Source organism: Flavobacterium beibuense, from assembly GCF_004151245.1.
GTDB classification, from domain to species: domain Bacteria; phylum Bacteroidota; class Bacteroidia; order Flavobacteriales; family Flavobacteriaceae; genus Flavobacterium; species Flavobacterium beibuense_A.
On sequence record NZ_JUIW01000006.1, the window covers coordinates 282,253 to 303,205 of the forward strand.

General features: G+C 38.2%; 17 protein-coding genes. 6 read left to right on the plus strand and 11 right to left on the minus strand.

Translation table 11 applies throughout. The features are described from left to right. Positions 1-1,356: an MBL fold metallo-hydrolase gene (locus NU09_RS10265; RefSeq protein ID WP_129751191.1), complete on the minus strand. Its 1,356-nt coding sequence runs from the start codon at positions 1,354-1,356 to the stop codon at positions 1-3. Between the two features lies 1 nt (position 1,357). Then, positions 1,358-2,188, minus strand: a complete 831-nt coding sequence (locus NU09_RS10270) for an ATP cone domain-containing protein (RefSeq protein ID WP_129751192.1) — start codon at positions 2,186-2,188, stop codon at positions 1,358-1,360. A gap of 318 nt (positions 2,189-2,506) precedes the next feature. Here NU09_RS10270 and hemN point away from each other — a divergent pair, with 318 nt between their 5' ends. Next, a complete protein-coding gene (gene hemN / locus NU09_RS10275) occupies positions 2,507-3,871 on the plus strand; it encodes an oxygen-independent coproporphyrinogen III oxidase (RefSeq protein WP_129751193.1) in 1,365 nt (454 codons plus the stop codon). A 78-nt stretch (positions 3,872-3,949) separates the two neighbouring features. Here the strand turns inward: hemN and NU09_RS10280 are convergent, their stop codons facing one another. From NU09_RS10280 to NU09_RS10315, 8 genes are all read right to left on the minus strand, one after another. After that, positions 3,950-4,651, minus strand: coding sequence for a sulfite exporter TauE/SafE family protein (locus tag NU09_RS10280; RefSeq protein ID WP_129751194.1), 702 nt, complete (start codon positions 4,649-4,651; stop codon positions 3,950-3,952). A gap of 17 nt (positions 4,652-4,668) precedes the next feature. Next, on the minus strand, positions 4,669-5,118 hold the full coding sequence (locus NU09_RS10285) for a FixH family protein (protein ID WP_129751195.1): 450 nt from the start codon (positions 5,116-5,118) through the stop codon (positions 4,669-4,671). Between the two features lie 12 nt (positions 5,119-5,130). Continuing rightward, entirely contained in the window at positions 5,131-6,549 is a 1,419-nt protein-coding gene (gene ccoG, locus NU09_RS10290; RefSeq protein WP_129751196.1) for a cytochrome c oxidase accessory protein CcoG, read from the minus strand. A 5-nt stretch (positions 6,550-6,554) separates the two neighbouring features. Next, positions 6,555-7,517 carry a cbb3-type cytochrome c oxidase N-terminal domain-containing protein gene (locus NU09_RS10295; RefSeq protein WP_129751197.1) on the minus strand — a complete coding sequence of 321 codons (963 nt, stop codon included), beginning with the start codon at positions 7,515-7,517 and terminating at the stop codon, positions 6,555-6,557. A gap of 20 nt (positions 7,518-7,537) precedes the next feature. Further along, positions 7,538-7,723: a CcoQ/FixQ family Cbb3-type cytochrome c oxidase assembly chaperone gene (locus NU09_RS10300; protein WP_129751198.1), complete on the minus strand. Its 186-nt coding sequence runs from the start codon at positions 7,721-7,723 to the stop codon at positions 7,538-7,540. A gap of 3 nt (positions 7,724-7,726) precedes the next feature. Then, entirely contained in the window at positions 7,727-9,928 is a 2,202-nt protein-coding gene (gene ccoN / locus NU09_RS10305) for a cytochrome-c oxidase, cbb3-type subunit I (RefSeq protein WP_129751199.1), read from the minus strand. Between the two features lies 1 nt (position 9,929). Continuing rightward, positions 9,930-10,106, minus strand: a complete 177-nt coding sequence (ccoS, locus tag NU09_RS10310) for a cbb3-type cytochrome oxidase assembly protein CcoS (RefSeq protein ID WP_129751200.1) — start codon at positions 10,104-10,106, stop codon at positions 9,930-9,932. 90 nt (positions 10,107-10,196) lie between these two features. Next, on the minus strand, positions 10,197-12,572 hold the full coding sequence (locus tag NU09_RS10315; protein ID WP_129751201.1) for a heavy metal translocating P-type ATPase: 2,376 nt from the start codon (positions 12,570-12,572) through the stop codon (positions 10,197-10,199). Positions 12,573-12,676: 104 nt separating this feature from the next. Here NU09_RS10315 and NU09_RS10320 point away from each other — a divergent pair, with 104 nt between their 5' ends. The 5 genes from NU09_RS10320 to NU09_RS10340 all read left to right on the plus strand — a co-directional run bounded on the left by NU09_RS10320 (position 12,677) and on the right by NU09_RS10340 (position 19,930). Then, positions 12,677-13,351 (plus strand): Crp/Fnr family transcriptional regulator, encoded by a 675-nt coding sequence (locus NU09_RS10320; RefSeq protein ID WP_129751202.1) that lies wholly within the window; start codon positions 12,677-12,679, stop codon positions 13,349-13,351. A 222-nt stretch (positions 13,352-13,573) separates the two neighbouring features. Next, positions 13,574-13,999: a hypothetical protein gene (locus NU09_RS10325; RefSeq protein WP_129751203.1), complete on the plus strand. Its 426-nt coding sequence runs from the start codon at positions 13,574-13,576 to the stop codon at positions 13,997-13,999. 176 nt (positions 14,000-14,175) lie between these two features. Beyond that, positions 14,176-15,258 carry an efflux RND transporter periplasmic adaptor subunit gene (locus NU09_RS10330; RefSeq protein WP_129751204.1) on the plus strand — a complete coding sequence of 361 codons (1,083 nt, stop codon included), beginning with the start codon at positions 14,176-14,178 and terminating at the stop codon, positions 15,256-15,258. 30 nt (positions 15,259-15,288) lie between these two features. Next, a complete protein-coding gene (locus tag NU09_RS10335; RefSeq protein ID WP_129751205.1) occupies positions 15,289-18,492 on the plus strand; it encodes an efflux RND transporter permease subunit in 3,204 nt (1,067 codons plus the stop codon). Then, entirely contained in the window at positions 18,479-19,930 is a 1,452-nt protein-coding gene (locus NU09_RS10340) for a TolC family protein (protein ID WP_242501853.1), read from the plus strand. Before NU09_RS10335 ends, NU09_RS10340 begins: the two co-directional genes overlap by 14 nt. Positions 19,931-20,076: 146 nt before the next feature. On the opposite strand, the gene NU09_RS10345 is transcribed toward NU09_RS10340, so the two are convergent. Beyond that, the gene (locus tag NU09_RS10345; RefSeq protein ID WP_129751206.1) at positions 20,077-20,937 is read right to left on the minus strand and encodes an outer membrane beta-barrel protein; all 861 of its coding nucleotides are present in this window, start codon (positions 20,935-20,937) and stop codon (positions 20,077-20,079) included. Between the last annotated feature and the right edge of the window lie 16 nt (positions 20,938-20,953).

Sequence of the window (20,953 nt, forward strand, 5' to 3'; positions counted from 1 at the left end):
TTAAATCTCTATTTCAGTTCCCATTAAGGGAACACAACAATCAAAACCGTAGTGTTGGGTAATTTTAATACGCATTTCATCGGCAGGTTCATTTTCACCATGAACCAAAAATACCTTTTGCGGTTTCTTTTGCAGATCCGAAAGCCAGTTTAAAAGATCTTGTTGGTCACCATGTGCCGAAAGTCCCTGTATTTCAAGTATGTTGGCTTTTACAGAATAGTATTGTCCGTAAATCTTAATCTCTTTATCACCTTCTAAAAGCTTCCTGCCCCTTGTACCTTCAGCCTGATATCCTGTAAAAATAACCGTGGTTTCGGGTTTACCAATGCAGTGCTCAAAATAAGTAAGAAGTCTTCCGCCTGTGGCCATACCGCTTGCAGCAATCACTACTTTAGGTTTAGGATTTTCTATAACCGCTAGGGTATCTTCAAAACGTGATACTATAGAGAACATTCGTATCATTTCGGTGCATTCATAAGTAGTGAGTTTATGCCATTCGGCATTTTCTGTAAAAATGTTAAGTACATTGGCGCCCATGGGTGTATCCAGAATATAAGGCACATCAGGGATTCTTCCTTCTTTTTTAAGCTGCCATAATATAAACATTATAGATTGTGCCCTTTCTACAGCAAAGCCAGGTATTAATACCGTTCCGCCTTTAGCTATGGCATTGTTTATAAAAACTTCGAGTTCCAGTTTTACATCTGTATCAGGGTGTAGCCTTTTACCATAAGTACTTTCAAGAAAGATATAATCTGCCTTTCTGGGTTTTACAGGCGGGTACATAAGCACATCGTCATCACGACCTATATCTCCTGAAAAAACAAGGGTTTTACGTTCTGCATCAATAGTAATACTGCAGGCTCCTAAAATATGCCCGGCATTTGTAAAAACAGCAGATATTTCCGCATCCAGCGGTACATTCTCGTTGGGTTTAATAACCCTGAATAAAGGAAATACGTTTTCGGCTTGTTTAACGGTATAAAGTGGCTCTGCCTCTTTATGTTTTGAGTAATGTTCCCTATTTGCCTTTGCAGCTTCTTCTTCCTGAATTTTTGCACTGTCCAGTAGTATGAGCTTTGCTATTTCTTTTGTTGGTCTTGTACAGAATATCTTTCCTTTAAATCCCTGCTCTACAAGTCTTGGCAACCAACCGCAATGGTCAAGATGCCCGTGTGTAAGTAAAACATAATCTATTGTGGAAGGCAAAACAGGCAAAGGTTGCCAGTTAAGCTCCCGTAGTGCTTTCAGTCCCTGAAACAATCCGCAGTCTATAAGTATTCTTATTCCGTTAGTTTCTACAAGGGTTTTAGATCCGGTAACGGTGCCTGCACCGCCTATAAATTTTACTTTCATACTATAGGTAATTACAAAGTTCTGATGCTTCCTTTAAAATATTTTTCACCCGGTTATTGCTTATACCCAGTTTTTCAAGGGAATCGGAATTATTAATGAGTTCATTTACCAATATAATATCCAGTATAAGCAGTTTTTCTTTTTCTGCCATGCTTAACGTTGTAAGACAGGTTACAGGAAAAAGAAAGTTATTGTCTATTTTGGTTTTTATGTTGTCTTCGGGAGGGTAATTCCAGCTTAACAATTCCAGTCCTGAGCAGTTGGCAAAGGTTATGGCGTCCGATGTAAAGCGGTTATTGGTAACAATAATACATTTGTTTATAGTATCAGCATCACTAAAAACAGGTTGTGTTACTGCCTTTACATCATTGAATCTTGACAGGATGTACATAGGTACCTTTACATCTGAATGTGTGTTTTGATTGCTATGGAACTTGCATTCTACTATGGCTATAGTACTGTCTTTTTTAATGCAGACATCTATTTCATGAGAAACACATTTACCTTTAAGGGTTAGGTTGGTTTTTGTTTCAAAACCTTCAAAGCTGTATAAACGGGAAATAAACTTTTCAAAGAAGAAGCCAGCAGGCCCCAGTTGTCGCAAAGCTGTACGCAGGTTATATCTTGCGGCATGGGCATTAGCTTCCTTTTTTAAAAGGGAAAAAGCCTGTTTGTAAATTTGCCTCGTACTAATACCGTGATACAGGCTTTTTTCAATTTTATTCAGGACGCTCTTTACGGTTGCAGTATCGGCTCCGGATTTTTCAAGGGAACGCTTTAGTTTGTTCCGGTCAAAATCTACAATATGGCCTGAATTTTTAACTACCTTCATATTAATGTGTTATTGTATAAAGTTAGCTAAAATTAGTATGTGTGACTTTAATAACAAATGACAAAAGTCATCTTATAAAAACTTCATTGTTTTCATTCAGTTTTTAAGGTTATCAATCCATTTATCCAGCGGTAGATTTATTATTAGTCCAAAGCCATGTTCACCATAAGGATATAAAGCATTTCACTATAACCCCCGTTTTTTAATAAGGCTTTATAGCTAGTGCTGGCTCATTACTCTTTTATAAGCTGACAAATATCATTTTTTAGGGTGAATAGTTGCGCTAATTTTGACTTATCACTAATAAAATCACTAATCATGGAAAATAACATACTGCAAAAATATAATGTTCCCGGTCCACGCTATACCAGTTATCCTACTGTACCTTACTGGGATAATGGCGGCTTTACCTCTGATGTATGGAAACAAAGCTTTTTACAGGCATTTGATGAAAGTAATGCTACCGAAGGGATAAGCTTGTACATTCACCTGCCGTTTTGTGAGAGCATGTGTACGTTTTGCGGATGTAATAAAAGGGTAACCCGCAGGCATGAGGTTGAAACAACCTATATTACCGCAGTGTTGAACGAATGGAATATGTATTGTGATATCCTTCCTGAAAAACCAAGGGTGAAAGAACTGCACTTGGGAGGGGGGACACCCACTTTTTTTAGTCCGGAAAACATTGAAATACTTATAAACGGAATTTTTGACAGGGCAGAGAAGGCTTCTGATTATGAATTCAGTTTTGAAGGACACCCAAACAACACGACAAGAGAACACCTGCAAAAGCTTTACTATCTAGGATTCAGGAGGGTAAGCTTTGGCGTACAGGATTATGACGAAACTGTACAGAAAGCAATACACAGGCTGCAGCCTTTTCAAAATGTGGCAAAAGTGACCTTTTGGGCAAAAGAGATAGGCTATACTTCCATAAGCCATGATTTGGTTTTCGGGCTGCCATTCCAAAAAGTGGAAACTATGGTTGATACTATTGAGAAAACCAAAGCCCTTAACCCTGACAGGATTTCTTTTTACAGCTATGCACACGTGCCCTGGATAAAAGGGAACGGACAGCGAGGCTATGATGAAAAGAACCTACCTCAGGGTGAGGAAAAAAGAAAACTTTATGAGATAGGTAAAGTACTGCTTGGGGAAAATAATTATCATGAAATAGGTATGGATCATTTCGCCCTTAAAAGCGACGCTTTGTATACCGCATTAAAAGAAGGAAAGCTGCACCGCAATTTTATGGGATACAGTGCCTCTAAAACACAGTTGATGATAGGGCTGGGGGTATCTTCCATAAGTGACAGCTGGTATGCTTTTGTCCAAAACGAAAAAGTACTTGAGGACTATTATAAACGAATAGAGAGTAATGAATTACCTGTTTTTAGAGGGCATTTGCTTACCGATGAAGATCTTGTTATAAGAAGACACATACTGAATCTTATGTGCAGTTTTGAGACTTCATGGGAAGACAGTTCATTATATTTATCTGAATTGCCTGAAATCTTATTAAGCCTTAAAGAAATGGAAAACGACGGCTTACTGGAGTTTGGTAAAAGCAGTATAAAAGTTACCGAAGAAGGAAAAACATATATAAGGAATATATGTATGGCCTTTGATTTAAGGCTGAAACGAAAAGCACCGGAAACTAAATTGTTTTCAATGGTTGTTTAAATCACCCTTACCAACCTAACCTTCCAAAAGAAAAGCCCCTGAAATTTTCAGGGGCTTTTCGCAGTTGTTTATGTTTAGTTACTTGCAGTGTGGTATTTCCTGAACAAAAAGGGAATTGGTTTCGGGTGAAAGGTAAGGAATACCTAATCCTAATCCCCTTAGGATAAAGAAAGCCCCTATAATGGCTACCGCATAAGGTATAAAGCTGTTAAGTTTATTCCTTAAGGGCGAAGTAAGCATGTTGCTTACATATACCACAACGCTCATCATAGGTATAGTCCCTATACCGTAAAGAACCATATAGAGTCCTCCAAAAAGAGCATTTTGCATGGTGATAGCACCAAATAGGGCTGCATAAACCAATGCACAGGGTAAAAAGCCGTTAAGAAGCCCGGTAATAAAAATAGCTTTATTGCTTTTTTTCCTAAATTGGCTCCCTAGGCTACTTTTTACACTACTTATTACTCTATAGATAGGCTTAGAGAAATTATATTTGGCAAACTTCTTTTCCGGTACTGCTATTATCGTAATCATAATAATGCCGGAGGCTATGGCAACGTTTTGCTGCATTCCGGCCAGGTAAAGCCCCCTTCCCAACAATCCGAATATAATTCCCAATGAACCATAAGCCAAGAGCCTTCCGGTATGATACAAAAGGATCTGTATGGTTTTTTTTGTTTCATTGGTGCGGTCTACCGGTAGCATCATGGCAATAGGCCCGCACATGCCCATGCAGTGCAGGCTTGATATTAATCCTAATAAAAGTGCTGAATATAGCATACTCTTATTTTTTATTTTTAATAAACCGTAATCTCTTTACTATTGAGGTAGCCTATACCCTGATATTCCCAGTCAACAGTAATGTTCCAGCGGCCGTCTACCAAATCACTTTTAGGTATGAGCAGATGAGAAGCCGATATTGTTATTGGTTGTTCAATATCGAGCCTTTGGTTAGACGGCCTGTACAGGAACACTTTTCCTTTTATTTTTGCAGCATCAAAATCCTCAGGGAATTCTATTTCTATTCCTTTTTGAGTGCTGTTAATTGTTAGTTGATGGTGCAGGCTAACAGCATTTTCTTCCCTGTTAAGTTTGTCCTGCAGTATTCTTTCCTGTTTATAGTAATCCTCTACAACCAGTTCGTTATCATATTTACTGTCTGATTGTACTTTGAATACAAAAAACAGTATAAAGCTCATAAAAAGAGCAAATGCGATTACAATCCCTGTTCCCCAGTTAAATTTCATAATCATTTGTTTTTAATTAAAAGTCCTCGGACCTAAAAAGCTGCTTGACTCGGTTTCTATAAGTCGGTCACCGTCATAAACCTCAAGCAGTATTTTTGTTTTGTCGTCTTTAAGTAATGCTTCATTGATTTCCACAAACAATGTTCCTTGTGCAATACCAGCCTTAGGTACTTTAAAATGAGGGTTTCCCACTACTTTAACTACCCCTTTAGGTGTTTTTAGCTTAAAGTAAACATCATTAAAGTCTTTAGTGGTTTTATTCACTATTTTGTAGGTATACACATTGCTAATGTTTTCTCCTTTGTGCTCGTATAATTGCCCGGGTAATCTTAGTACTGTGGCTTCCACATCATTTCTTAAAAACAGCATACCTGTAAATATTCCCATAAGGATTAGCAGTACGGCAGTATAGCCTTTCATTCTGGCAGTAAAAACAAACTTTTCCTTTTTGGTTATTTCGTCTTCACTGGCATAACGTATAAGGTCTTTAGGAAACCCGACCCTTTCCATTACAGTATTACATTCGTCTATACAGGCTGTACAGTTAATGCATTCCAGCTGCGTTCCGTTTCTTATGTCTATACCGGTAGGACAAACATGTACACAAAGCTTGCAGTCTATACAATCTCCTTTTCCGGATGTAGCCCTGTCTTCGTTCTTGACTATTTTACCGCGCCCGTTTTCACTTTCACCTCTTTTATGATCGTAGGCTACAATTATCGATTTGTTATCCAGCAGCACTCCCTGAAGTCTTCCGTACGGACAGGCTATAATACAAACCTGTTCCCGAAACCAGATATAAATAAAGTAAAATACCGCAGTAAATATCAGCAGGGCTATAAGTGTACTTACATGCTGTCCGGGCCCGTCTGTTATCATTTGTATCAGCTTGTCACTTCCTGATAGGTATGCGAGAAACACATTGGCTATAAGGAATGATATGATAAAGAAGATAAACCACTTGAGGGCCTTTTTTCTTATTTTTTCGGTATCCCATTTTTGCTTATCCAGTTTAATCTGGACATTCCTGTCGCCTTCAATCCAGTATTCTATCCTGCGGAAAACCATTTCCATAAAGATGGTTTGCGGGCAAACCCAACCACAAAACAGCCTCCCGAAAGCAACGGTAAACAGTGCCACAAATATTACCCCTATAATCATGGAGATTACAAACAGGTGGAAATCCTGTGGCCAGAACGGGAAACCAAATATATTGAACCTGCGTTCCAACACATTGAACATAAGGAACTGGTTTCCGTTTATTTTTACAAAGGGAGCACTAAACAGGAAGAGAAGTAAAAAGTAACTGACTAATTTGCGGTACCTGTATAGTTTTCCCGAAGGTTTCTTAGGATATATCCAAGACCTTTTACCTTCTTCATTTATGGTCGCTATCCTGTCCCTAAACTCTTCTTCCTGTATATTGCTCATGGTATTTAGCTTTGTTTATCGGCTACTTCGGGGGTTTCTTCTGTTGTTTGCTGCGTAGCTTCTGCATTTGGCTTATCGCTATCGGTTTTGGCCTCGTCTTTCCATATTTCTCCGTCCGGAGCTTTAGGGTCTATAGGATTTGTACCCTGTAAAGACAATACATAACTGGCTACTAACTGAATTTCTGAAGGTTTGAGAGTACCTTTCCAGGCCACCATGCCCTTACCGTCACGTCCGCCTTCGGTAATAGTGTGGAATACATTTTTAATGCCTCCACCTAAAATCCAGTACTCATCGGTAAGGTTAGGGCCAATAGTACCTCCGGCATCTGCCCTGTGGCAGGCTACACAATTGGTTTCAAAAATCTTTTTACCTTCTGCCAAATCAGATGCTTCGGTTAAAAGTGTTACGCTGTTGGCATCAATACGGTCTTTAGCCAGCCTGTTATATTCCTCAACTGCTATACGGGCTTCTTCCATTTCAATCTCAAATTCCTTTTTCTGGTCAGGGCCATCAAGAATGTGGTACTTTACAAGGTAAACCAATCCGAATAGTATAGTTACATAGAAAAGGTTTATCCACCATGGTGGTAACACATTATCAAGCTCTTTAATACCGTCATAATCATGATTGAGTAATATTTCGCCTTCTTCTTCAATAGGTTTTACTTTTACAAACCAGCTTTTTATTTTTTTGTAAAGCTTGGTGTCCTTAAATTCTATAGTATCGGCTTCAGCCAGTTTTTTCTTCTGTTCTTCGGTAAGGATGCTGTAAGTAACCCTGTCTATGGCACTAATGGTTATTTCTATTGCTACCTGAAGGAACAGGAAGAAAAACAGGAATATTGACACTTCTGGGTATTTTAGGAAGGCAGGCCTGTCTCCTGAATCTATAAAGTATTCCAGAGCCATGAAAACCAATGCAAAAATTACAGGGACCCTAACATATACCGGTATAAATTTTTTCATAGTAATAAGTTTGTGTTCAACTATTGGTTATCGTTATCGTTGTCTGAGAACGGAAGGTTACTCATCTCGGTTATCTTTTCTTTTTTGTAGGTATATACCCAAGTATACAGTACAACAAAAAAGATGAAGAAAATAAGCAGCGATAAGATAGGGTATACCTCAATTCCTGAGATGCTCTCCATATTGTGTTTTATAAACTTTAGCATGGCTTATTGTTTTGAGTTATGGGCTGTAGCCGGTTTAATTTTAATATCGGTTCCAAGGCGTTGCAGGTAGGCAATTAGTGCTGTAATTTCCCTGTCTTTCATAAGGGTAAACTGTTCACCGTTTGCCAGAGCCGCTTTTTTGCTGGCTTCATAGCTTTTTACAAAGTCAGGGTCTATATGTAAATTCTCTTCAATTTTTGCTGCCTGTGCATCCATAGACTGCTGTGCATTGGCAATATCTTCATCCGTATAAGGAACACCCAATTTTACCATTACCTGCATTTTTTTCTCAGTCTCGCTACGGTTCATTTTCTTGTTGTCAAACAGCCATTTGTAGGATGGCATTATAGAACCTGCCGATGTACTTTGAGGATCCCACATGTGGTTAAAATGCCAGTTGTCGCTGTATTTGCCACCTATACGCATAAGGTCCGGTCCGGTCCGCTTAGATCCCCACAGGAACGGGTGATCGTATACATATTCTCCCGATTTAGAGTATTCACCATAGCGTTCTACTTCCGATCTGAACGGACGTATCATTTGAGAGTGACAGTTTACACATCCTTCCCTTATGTACAGGTCACGACCTTCAAGCTCTAACGGGGTATAAGGTTTAACCGTAGATATGGTTGGTATGTTAGATTTTACCATTATGGTAGGTACAATTTGTATAATACCACCTATAAGTATTGCAATAGTTGCAAGTATGGTAAGCTGTATAGGTTTTCTTTCCAACCATGGGTGGAATTTCTCACCCTTCATTCTTCTGCCTGTTATCCTTTCCAGTTTAGGAGCTTCTGCCAGTTCATCTTCAACGGCTTTACCCTGGCGGATTGTCATTATAATGTTGTATACCAGTACTAAAAGTCCTATTACGAATAAGGTACCGCCTATGGCCCTCATCCAGTACATTGGCATAATCTGTTTTACAGTTTCCAGGAAGTTACCGTATTTAAGAGTACCGTCCGGATTAAACTGTTTCCACATAGAAGCCTGTACAAAACCTGCAACATACATTGGTAAGGCATATAGTATGATACCCAGTGTACCTATCCAGAAGTGGAAGTTGGCAAGCCTAACAGAGTAAAGAGATGTTTTTGTCATTCTTGGTATTAACCAGTAAATCATACCAAAGGTTAGGAAACCGTTCCATGCCAGTGCACCTACGTGTACGTGTGCTACAATCCAGTCGCTAAAGTGGGCAATAGCATTAACGTTTTTAAGCGATAGCATAGGACCTTCAAATGTTGCCATACCATATCCGGTAATTGCAACCACAAAGAATTTTAAAACAGGGTCTGTACGTACTTTATCCCACGCGCCCCTTAGGGTAAGTAAACCGTTTATCATACCACCCCATGACGGAGCTATAAGCATTACAGAAAACACAACCCCCAGGTTTTGAGCCCAGTCCGGCAGGGCAGAGTACAACAGATGGTGAGGTCCTGCCCATATATAGATAAATATTAACGACCAGAAGTGGATAATAGACAGTCTGTATGAATATACCGGTCTGTTTGCCGCTTTAGGCAGATAATAATACATTAACCCAAGGAAAGGAGTTGTAAGGAAAAATGCCACAGCATTATGACCGTACCACCATTGTACTAGGGCATCCTGCACACCGGCATAAACAGAGTAACTTTTCATTCCGTTTACCGGAAGTTCAAGGCTGTTAAAGATGTGAAGAACGGCAACCGTTACAAAAGTTGCAAGGTAAAACCATATGGCTACATATAGATGGCGTTCTCTTCTCCTTAAAATGGTACCTATCATGTTAATACCAAAAACAACCCAAACAATAGCTATAGCTATATCTATAGGCCATTCCAGTTCGGCATATTCTTTAGAGGTGGTATATCCTAACGGAAGTGATATGGCTGCGGCAACAATAATAAGCTGCCATCCCCAAAAATTTACATTACTTAAAAAATCGCTGTACATGCGGGTCTTAAGTAGCCTTTGCATGGAGTAGTAAACCCCTGCAAAAGTGGCATTACCCACAAAGGCGAAAATAACTGCATTAGTGTGTAATGGCCTTAATCGGCCGTAGCTTAGCCACGAAATACCTTCGGTTAAACCGGGAAACATGTACATAGAGGCTATCAGCAAGCCTACAAGCATTCCTACAACCCCAAATAAGATGGTGGCATAGAGGAATTTTTTAACTATTTTATTGTCGTAATAAAATTGCTGCACTTCCATATTAATTTGTGTTATTATGATTGTTTTCTTTTTTCTTTAACTCATCGTCAAAAAGCATTCTTACAGACGGGGTGTAGTCATCGTCATACTGGCCTGTTTTTACTGCCCTTATAAAGGCTACGCAAAACAGTATAGCCACAACGATACTGATGGAGATTAGTAAATAAATGACGCTCATACTTATTGGTTTTATGTTAACAAAACTACTGTTGCACCGCCTGATAAAACATGATATTTATCATGCATACATGGTTTTTTGATTAAATTTTCAGGCTTTTTTTCGGGCATAATAATTACTCATAACAGTTACAAAACTTATAATGGTAATAGTGCTTAAAGGCATGACTATAGCTGCTGTTAGCGGAGTAAGTTTTCCGGCTATGGCAGCCGATAATCCAAAGGCATTGTAGAGCAGGGAAATACCAAAACTCATTTTGATAGTCTTAACCGCATTTTTGGATAGTTTGAGAAAATAATTAATGCTTTCAAACTTAGAAGCATCGAGTATACCATCGCAGGCAGGGGAGAATACATTAATATCTTCTGATATTGATATCCCAATATTGCTTTGTGCCAGTGCTCCCGCATCATTCAGGCCGTCGCCTATCATCATTACATTTTTTCCTTCTTTTTGCAGACTTTCTATAAAGGCCAGTTTTTGTTCCGGTTTTTGATTGAATACACATAATGTTCCCGGAGGTACCAATTGTTTTAGCATTTCGCGTTCGCCTTCGTTATCTCCCGAAAGTATTTTGAGTTCATATCGTTTGCTCAGGTTTTCAAGAAGAGGTTTAAGGCCGTTTCTATAACTGTTTGCAAAAACATATTTACCTTTATAAACCTTATTAATGCTTATGTATACTGCAGTTTGTAAGGTTTGTACTTTAGAAACACCAACAAAATCTGCCGATCCTATTTTTATTAAATTACCATCTATATGGCCTTTAATGCCTTTACCTGTAATTTCATCAAAATCATCAACCAATATAATAGCTGCATTCGGAAGAAAATCATATAACCTCCTGCTTAAAGGGTGGTTAGATCCCCTCAGGATATTTTTCACCATTAGGATTTCTTCTTCAGTGAGCCCGTTTCCTTCATAAAAAATATCCGATTTCTTACTGGTGGTTATAGTACCTGTTTTATCAAAAACTATGGTATCGACCTTAGCCATCTGTTCTACAACTGTAGCATTTTTGAGATAAAGCTTTTTGTTTCCCATAATTCTTAAAATATTTCCCAGCGTAAAAGGAGCACTTAATGCCAGTGCACAAGGGCATGCCACAATAAGTACGGCAGTAAATACATTAAAGGCGGTGGTTACATCTATAAAAAGCCAGTATAAAAGTGATACCAATGCAGTAATGAGTAATAAGGGAGTAAAGAAGCGGCTTATGGTATCGGTAATTGTTTTATAATCCTGCCTGTCTTTTTTGATGAATATGTCGTTACTCCATAGTTGTGTAAGGTAGCTTTGGGAAACGGAACTCAATACTTCCATTTCAATTATCTTACCTGTTTGTTTGCCTCCGGCAAAAAGCTTATCGCCCGATTTTTTGGTAATTGGGTCGGCCTCTCCGGTTACAAAGCTGTAGTCTATGGCGGTATTATCACTTATAAGAATACCGTCTACCGGTATAAGTTCCTGATTACGTATAAGAAGCCTGTCGCCCGCAGCAACATCATAAACAGGTACCGAAACTTCACTACGGTCCGGAAGTATTTTAGTAACCGCAATGGGGAAGTAGGATTTAAAATCTCTTTCAAACGAAAGGAAATTGTATGTTTTCTGTTGAAAGAACCGACCTAAAAGCATAAAGAATACCAGTCCGGTTAGGCTGTCAAAAAATCCCTGTCCGTAGTCGAATATGATATCAACCGTACTTCTCACGAACATTACAATAATACCTAATGCTATAGGTACATCAATATTGAGCATTCCGGTTTTGAGACTTTTCCATGCCGATGAATAATACCCGCTTGCTGCATAAAGGAAAGATGGGAGTGAAAGCCCAAATATCAGCCATCGGAAAAAGCTTTTGTAATTATCCAGCCAGTATTCTTCCATTTCAAAATACTCAGGAAATGAAAGCAGCATAACATTACCGAAGCAAAAGAATGCCACCCCCAACTTATAAATCAGTTCTCGATTTACCTTTTTCTTTTTCTGTTCATAATTGTCCAGACTTATGTAAGGCTCATAGCCAATTTTGCAGAGCAGATGTACTATTTCTTTTAGGGTTGTTTTTTCAGGATTGAAAACAATACGTACTTTTTTGTTATGGAAGTTTACCTGAGAACTGCTAACACCTATATTGATTTTGTTGAGGTTCTCCAATATCCAGATGCAGGAACTGCAATGAATGTGCGGAATATATAAGGAAACGATGTGTGTTTCCTGCTCATGGAACTCTAACAGGCGATAAACGATTTCCTCATTATCAAGAAAATCATACTTGCCATTAGTGTCTTTAGGAGTAGCTCCCGGTGTTTTTTCAAAAGAATAATAATCTGTAAGCCCGTTAAGGGTAAAAATCTCATATACGGTTTTACAGCCATAACAGCAAAAGGATTTATCGTCAAAAACAATCTCTTCTTTATCTGTATAACCTAACCCGCAATGATAACAATTTTGCGTGTTCATAATCTGCTCATTTACCTGATGCAAAATTGATGCACACTTAAAAAATAAAATATGATATTTGTCATACAATATGTACATTTGTGTGTCCAAATAAAAATTGCCCTATGAGTAAATGTGAACAGTGTATAGTACGGGAATTCAGCTCCTTAAAAGCGCTGAATAAAGATGAATTACTCAGGATGGCTAACTGCAAGACGTCTTACATTATTAAAAAAGGCGAACCTATTTTTACAGAAGGCGAAAATGTAAACGGCATTTTTTGTGTAAAAGATGGTGTTTGTAAACTCTCTAAATTAAGTGCAAACGGAAACGAACAGATTGTTAAGCTGGTTTCTAAAGGCGAACTTCTGGGCCAACGCTCAATGATAAGTGACGAACCTGTAAACCTAAGTGCTGTAGCACTGGAAGACATGGAGGTTTGTTTTGTGCCTAAAAGCGAAATTGTATCCTTTTTCAATCATAACAATCAGTTTTCCATGAATGTTATGAAATCCATTTGCGGAGACCTTAAAGAAGCCGATGACCATTTGGTAAACATGGCTCAAAAATCGGTTAGGCAAAGGCTTGCAGAAACTCTTTTATACCTCCATGATACTTTTGGTACTAATGAGGATAAAAGCCTTCACATAAAATTATCCCGCGAAGAAATTGCCGGTATGGTAGGTACTGCTACTGAGAGCTGTATCAGGCTTTTATCGGAATTTAATAAAAGTGGCCTCATTGAGCTTTCGGGTAAAAAAATAATCATTAAAGATTTTAAAGGGCTTAAGTCTATATAAGATTAAAAAAATATTGATCTTCATTTTTATGTATTTGGCATTATTTTTGTCTAAAGGCATAAAGAATTTAAATACTTACTTTTTTATAACCTAAAAAATATGGTTTTGTTTAATATAGTGAGTACCGTTCAGGCAATGACTTTGTTACTTTAATGTTACCTGCTGGTAATTAATATGGAACAGTTTGCCTATATAACTAACTTTATGTAAGTTTGCGCCCAAATGAAGAAGTTTTTAATCAGGTTTTTTCTATTAATAAGCGTTGTCCTAATAGGATATGGGAAACTATACCCTAATGCTTACCATAGTAACCTTGTCCATTCTTCAGAAAAAATATCAATTCAAAACTCAGAATATGCTTCCTTAGTAAATTTCCAGAGTGATGATATTACAACAATCAAATCTCCTTCTGCTCACGAGCTTAAATCTAACGAAGATTTACATGCTACAGATAATGAGGTAGAGGAGGATGAATCATTCTCTTTTAAAAAATACTTAGAAGCCAGTAACTTTTTTACTGCTGTACTTTATGCCCAAATATTGGGATTCTTTTTCTTATTTACTAAAAAACGCTTATCGCCAGATGGGCTGTTTTCCTATTTCTCATCTTGTAGAAAATTTATCGTATTCAGGGTAATCAGAATTTGATTTATTTTCTTTTTTAGGGTAATACTTGTATTTCCCTTATTTCCTCACAGTTTATTATTACTGTATAAGCATTAACAGGACCATTTGGTTTTGAACATGCAAAGTGTATCTGATATACGCACTTTCTAAAAAAATTATCAAGAAAAATCATATTGTTTTTAAAACGCTAAGTTATTATGAAGAGAATCCTCATGATTATGAGCTTGTGTGCATTTGCATTTTTTACAAGCTGTAAAACTGAAAAAGAAGAAAAAGAGAAAGAAACTGAGTTTCTTGTTACCAATCCGGTAAAAATGGACACAACACTTACTAAAGAGTATGTGTGCCAAATACACTCAATACAGCACATTGAGCTAAGAGCGCAGGAGAGAGGTTATCTTGAAAAAATTTATGTAGATGAAGGACAGGCTGTAAAAAAAGGACAGCTAATGTTTCAAATCATGCCTAAACTGTATGAAGCTGAAATGAAAAAAGCAGAAGCAGAGGCAAAATTTGCAGAGATTGAATACCAGAATACTAAAAGTCTTGCCGACAGAAATGTTGTAGCTCCTAATGAGCTTGCAATGGCAAAAGCAAAACTGGACAAGGCAAACGCAGAGCTTTCATTGGCTAAAGTTCATCTTCAGTTTACTGAAATAAGAGCTCCTTTTGATGGTATTGTAGACCGTTTTCACGTAAGGCTGGGTAGTCTTATAGAAGAAGGAGAACTGCTTACAAACCTTTCTGATAACAGTAAGATGTGGGTTTACTATAACGTGCCTGAAGCAGAGTATCTTGAGTACAAAGCAGAAACAAAGGATAATAAAAAGATTAATGTAGACCTGATAATGGCTAACAGCAAAAAGTTTGGTCACGAAGGTGTTGTTGAAACTATTGAAGCAGATTTTGACAACGAAACAGGTAACATTCCTTTCAGGGCTACTTTCCCTAATCCAGACAGATTACTAAGACATGGTGAAACAGGTAATATACTAGTGTCTATACCTATTAAAAACGCGATGCTTATACCACAAAAGGCAACTTTTGAGGTGCTTGACAAAAAATATGTTTATGTAATTGATAAAGATCACAAGATAAAATCGAGAGAGATTACAATTGAAGCTGAGCTGCCTCACTTATTTGTAATTAAAAACGGTTTATCTACAGATGATAAAATTCTTCTTGAAGGTTTACGTCTTGTTAAGGAAAATGAGAAAATTGAATACAAACTTCAGGATCCTAAGCAGGTTATGTCGCATTTAGAGCTTTATGCAGAATAATCTAATCGAATAACTTAAAAAGAAGAAAAAATGTTTAGCAAATTCATACACAGGCCTGTATTTGCGATTGTAATTTCGATTATGATTGTGTTTATGGGTACTCTGGCAATTAAACAATTGCCTACTTCGCAATTTCCGGATATTGCGCCTACAACAGTAAATATATTTATTGCTTATCCGGGTTCGAGTGCAGACGTTTTGGTTAAATCAACTCTTATTACGTTAGAGAATGCTATTAATGGTGTTCAGGACATGCGTTATATGGCAACGGATGCTACCAGTGCCGGTGAAGCTACTTTGAGAATTATTTTTGAACCGGGGACCGACCCCAATCAGGCCGTTATCCGGGTGAAGACCCGGGTAGATCAGGTAATGCCGCTTTTGCCGGAACTGGTACAGCGTGAAGGGGTAGTTATTACTCCTATCCAGCCTAGTATGTTGATGTACGTTAACCTTTATGCAACGGGCAAAAACATGGACGAAAAGTTCCTGTATAACTATGCCAACGTTAAAATGCTTCCTGAAATTAACAGGATTAAAGGGGTTGCAAGATCACAAATATTAGGTAGTAGGACTTATGCGATGCGTATTTGGTTAAATCCGGATCGTATGAGAGCCTATAATGTTTCTGTAGATGAGGTTATGGAAGCTTTGAGCGAACAAAGTATTGTTGGTCGTCCTGGACGTATAGGACAGAGTTCGGGTATACAGGCTCAGTCCTTAGAATATGTATTGACCTATAAGGGTAGATATAGTGAGCCGGAAGAATACAATAATGTAATTATCCGTGCCAATGCAGAAGGTGAGGCCATTCGCCTTAAAGATATAGGTAGGGCAGAGCTGGGTAGTGAGTTCTTTGATATTTACTCAAATCTTGACGGACACCCTTCAGCATCTATCGTATTAAAACAGAACTATGGTAGTAATGCCAACGACGTAATTAAAAACGTTAAGGAAAAACTAGAAGAGCTTAAAGAAAGTTTCCCTGAGGGACTTGACTATAAAATCAGTTACGACGTTTCTAAGTTTCTTGATGCGTCTATGGAACAGGTTATCCATACCTTAAGGGACGCGTTTATATTAGTTGCTCTTGTGGTATTTGTGTTCCTTGGAGACTGGCGATCTACGCTTATCCCTATATTAGCGGTACCGGTATCGCTCGTGGGGGCGTTCTTTGTTATCCAGTTCTTCGGGATATCGATAAACCTTGTAACGTTATTTGCACTCGTACTGGCAATTGGTATCGTTGTGGATGACGCGATTGTGGTTGTAGAGGCGGTACATGCCAAGTTTGATGAGTTTCCTAACATTACGCCATATAATGCGGTTAAAAAGGTATTAGGTGAAATTAGTGGTGCGGTAATAGCAATTACTGCGGTAATGGTATCGGTATTCATACCTATTTCATTCATGTCTGGTCCGGTAGGTACATTCTACAGGCAGTTCTCTATTACTATGGCAAGTTCCATTGTAATTTCAGCATTAATCGCGCTTACGCTTACGCCGGTATTGTGTGCCATGTTACTTAAAAACCACCATGCACACCCTCATAAGAAAAACATTCTTACCAAATCGCTTGACAGCTTTAACCGAGGGTTTGATAAAATGACAGGTAAATATGTTGCCATACTTAAAAGGATGGTTAACAGAAGATTACTTACATTCATCATATTACTGGCATTTTGTGCAGGTACGTTCTATGTAAACAAGATACTTCCTTCAGGATTTATACCAAGTGAGGACCAGGGTACTATTTATGCGATTATCCAGACTCCTCCGGGATCTACACTGGAAACAACAAACCAGGTATCACAAAGATTACAGAAAATATGTGAGGATATAGACGGAGTAGAATCAGTATCATCTCTTGCAGGGTATGAGATTATGACCGAAGGTAGGGGCTCTAACGCAGGTACCTGTCTTATTAACCTAAAAGAATGGTCTGACAGGGAGCATACAGTTACCGAGATAATGGAAGAGCTTGAAGAGAAATCTAAAGGTTTAGGTGCCAAGATAGAGTTCTTTGAACCGCCGGCCATTCCAGGTTTCGGTTCATCAGGAGGTTTCTCTATGCGTTTATTAGATAAAAACACTACAACAGATTATCAGGATTTTGATAAGATAAACAAAGAGTTCATGGAGAACTTAGGTAAGCGTAAAGAGTTAACGGGTTTGTTTACTTTCTTCGCGGCTAACTATCCACAATATGAGCTTATTGTAGACAACGACTTAGCAATGCAGAAAGGAGTTTCTATTGGTAAAGCAATGGAGAATCTTGATATCCTTATTGGTAGTACCTATGAGCAAGGGTTTATTAAATTCGGACGCTTCTTTAAAGTATATGTTCAGTCAGACCCTAAATACAGAAGACTTCCATCAGATGTACTTAACCTGTTCATTAAAAACGATCATGGCGAGATGGTTCCCTATTCGGCTTTCATGAAGCTTAAGAAAACACAGGGACCTAACGAGATTACACGTTATAACATGTACAACTCAGCAGCTATACAGGGTCTTCCTGCTAAAGGCTATACAACAGCAGATGCTATTCAGGCTGTTAGAGAAGTTGCTAAGGAAACATTACCAAAAGGATATGATATAGCATGGGAAGGTCTTTCCTTTGATGAGGCAAACAGAGGTAACGAATCTATTTACATTTTCCTTATTGTATTAGCGTTTGTATACTTTGTACTTGCTGCACAGTATGAAAGTTTCATCATTCCGTTGGCGGTTGTATTCTCTTTACCGGTTGGTATTTTCGGTTCATTCCTATTGCTTAAGATAATGGGACTTGAAAATAACATCTATGCACAAATTGGTCTAATCATGCTTGTGGGTCTGCTCGGTAAGAATGCTGTACTTATCGTTGAGTTTGCGGTACAGAAGCGGCACGAAGGCTTCACGCTGTATGATGCAGCGATTGAAGGGGCTAAAGTACGTTTCAGACCGATCCTTATGACGTCGTTTGCATTTATCGCGGGTCTTATCCCGTTAATGATTGCTACAGGAGCAGGGGCTATAGGTAACAGGACACTGGGTTCGGCAGCATTAGGAGGTATGTTATTTGGTACCATCTTCGGTGTAATTATAGTACCTGGACTGTACTTTATTTTCGGCTCGATGGCTGATGGCAGAAAACTGATTAAATATGAGGAAGACAGTTCTTTATCAGAAGAATTTGTTCATCAGATAGATAAATTCCAAAACACAGATGAAACCGATGAAACTGAGTAATATGTCTAAAATAAGAATGTATAAATATGCAGGGGTAGCCTTAATTGTATTAAGTTTTACCGGTTGTAAGACACCTGCTTTGGTTCAAAGAACAGAAAATACTACAGTACTTGCGAATTATGAAAATGCTTCGCAGGATACTGTAAATGTGGCAACATTAACGTGGAAGGAATATTTTACCGACCCTTATCTTGACACATTGATTGAAACAGCACTAAAAAATAACCAGGAGTTAAACATAACGCTTCAGGAGATAGAGATTGCCAAAAACGAGATTAGGGCAAGAAAAGGGGAGTATTTACCTTTTGTAGGCCTTAAAGGCGGAGCCGGTGTAGAAAAAGTAGGTAGGTATACAAGCCAGGGTGCTAATGATGCCAATACCGAAATTAAACCGGGAAAGGAATTTCCAGATCCGCTACCTGATTTTATGGTAGGTGCTTATGCAAGCTGGGAAATAGATATTTGGGGTAAACTGCATAATGCTAAAAAAGCAGCAATAAGCAGGTACCTGTCTACAGTAGAAGGTAAAAACTTTATGGTTACTAACCTTATTGCTGAGATAGCTAATTCTTATTATGAGTTGCTTGCCCTTGATAATCAGCTTGAGATTGTAAATCAGAATATCGAGATACAGAGTAACGCACTAGAGATCGTTAAATTACAAAAGCAGGCTGCACGCACTACAGAACTTGCTGTACGCAAGTTTGAGGCTGAAGTTTTAAAAACAAGAAGCCTTCAGTACGACATTCAGCAGAGTATAGTTGAGACAGAAAACAGGATTAATTACCTGGCAGGTAGATTCCCACAGCATGTGGAAAGGGATCATACTACTTTCGGAAGTATATTACCTACAACTGTTAAGGCAGGTATACCGTCTCAATTACTTGCAAATCGCCCGGATATTAAACAGGCTGAGTTTGAACTTGCAGCTTCTAAGTTAGATGTAAAGGTTGCGAAGGCCAAATTCTATCCTTCACTGGGTATTACCGCAGGTATAGGTTATCAGGCATTTAATCCGTCTTATTTAATTAAGACGCCTCAATCACTATTATACTCACTTGCGGGCGACTTAACAGCTCCTTTAATCAACAGAAATGCAATTAAAGCAGAGTATTACAGTGCTAACTCAAGACAGTTACAGGCTGTGTATGATTATGAGCGTACCATATTAAACGGTTATATAGAGGTGGCTAACCAGCTTTCTAAGATCAAAAATCTTGAAAAGAGTTATGATTTAAGATCACAACAGGTTGATGCACTAACTGAATCGATTAATATCTCAAATGACTTATTTAAATCGGCAAGAGCAGATTACATGGAAGTTTTACTAACCCAGCGTGATGCTCTTGAGTCGAGATTTGAACTTATAGAAACCAGGAAACAACAGCTTAATGCAGTAGTTAATATTTACAAAGCATTAGGTGGTGGCTGGAACTAAAAATAAACTGTAGGCTTATTCTTCATAAGCTAATTAGGTTTGGTTAAGTTGGTAAACCCCTTCAAGGTAATTGCTTGAAGGGGTTTTATATTTGTAAAATAAAAAAGCAGCCTTTCAGGCTGCTTTTTTTGTACACTGATATAATGTTAGAAAAAAGCATATCTCAGCTTAATACCATAAGCTATCAGGCGTACGTCTTTAGTGTAAGATGAATTGATTACTGAATTGTATTTTAAGTTTACAGGTATTTCATCAGAAGGATAATTAACTACGTTTTCTTCTTTACTGTCGGCTATTGAGTTAAAACCATAGTCTAAGAACAGACCTATATAACATGAATTATGGTCACCTACATATTGCTTAACACCGCTCTCTAAAGTTCCTGACCACGCTATTTTGGTTTCAAGATCCTGTTTTCCCGGTCTTACTCCGGAGAAAGAACCAAAGCCCATAAACGTAGGTCCAAACAGTTCGGCATTATATTGCGGATAATAACCACTGGTTGATACCCTCTCTATAGTGGTTTCATATTCTCCTTTTATTGCAAAACCTGCCTTAGCTCCTACAGTAATATAAAAGTCAGTTATTCCGTCTCCGGTTTCAAACTGAACCGTTACCGGTATATTTACATAATGCAGTTTTTGGTTTTCTCTGTAACTCGTCATATTATACCTGAACTCAAAAGGATCGTTCTCAAAATCAACGGCATTATAGCTTCCGCTTGCAAAATCAAACCGTGCATTTGAATTATACGTCTGGTATTCGCCTCCAAGTCCTATACTCCAGTTATCATTCAGGAAATAGGAATATTTAAGCCCTAACTGAACACCATGCTCGTGATCTACCTGTCCGCCTTCAAGGTCGTAATATATGGATGAGAAAACACCTCCTGCATACATGGAAAACTCATGTTTTTCCTCCTGTGCATATATTTTAGTGAAGCCCGTAAGCGCTAAGGCCAACATAACCGACTTAACTGTAAACTGTGAAAAATTATATTTCTTCATGATATGTATTTTTTGT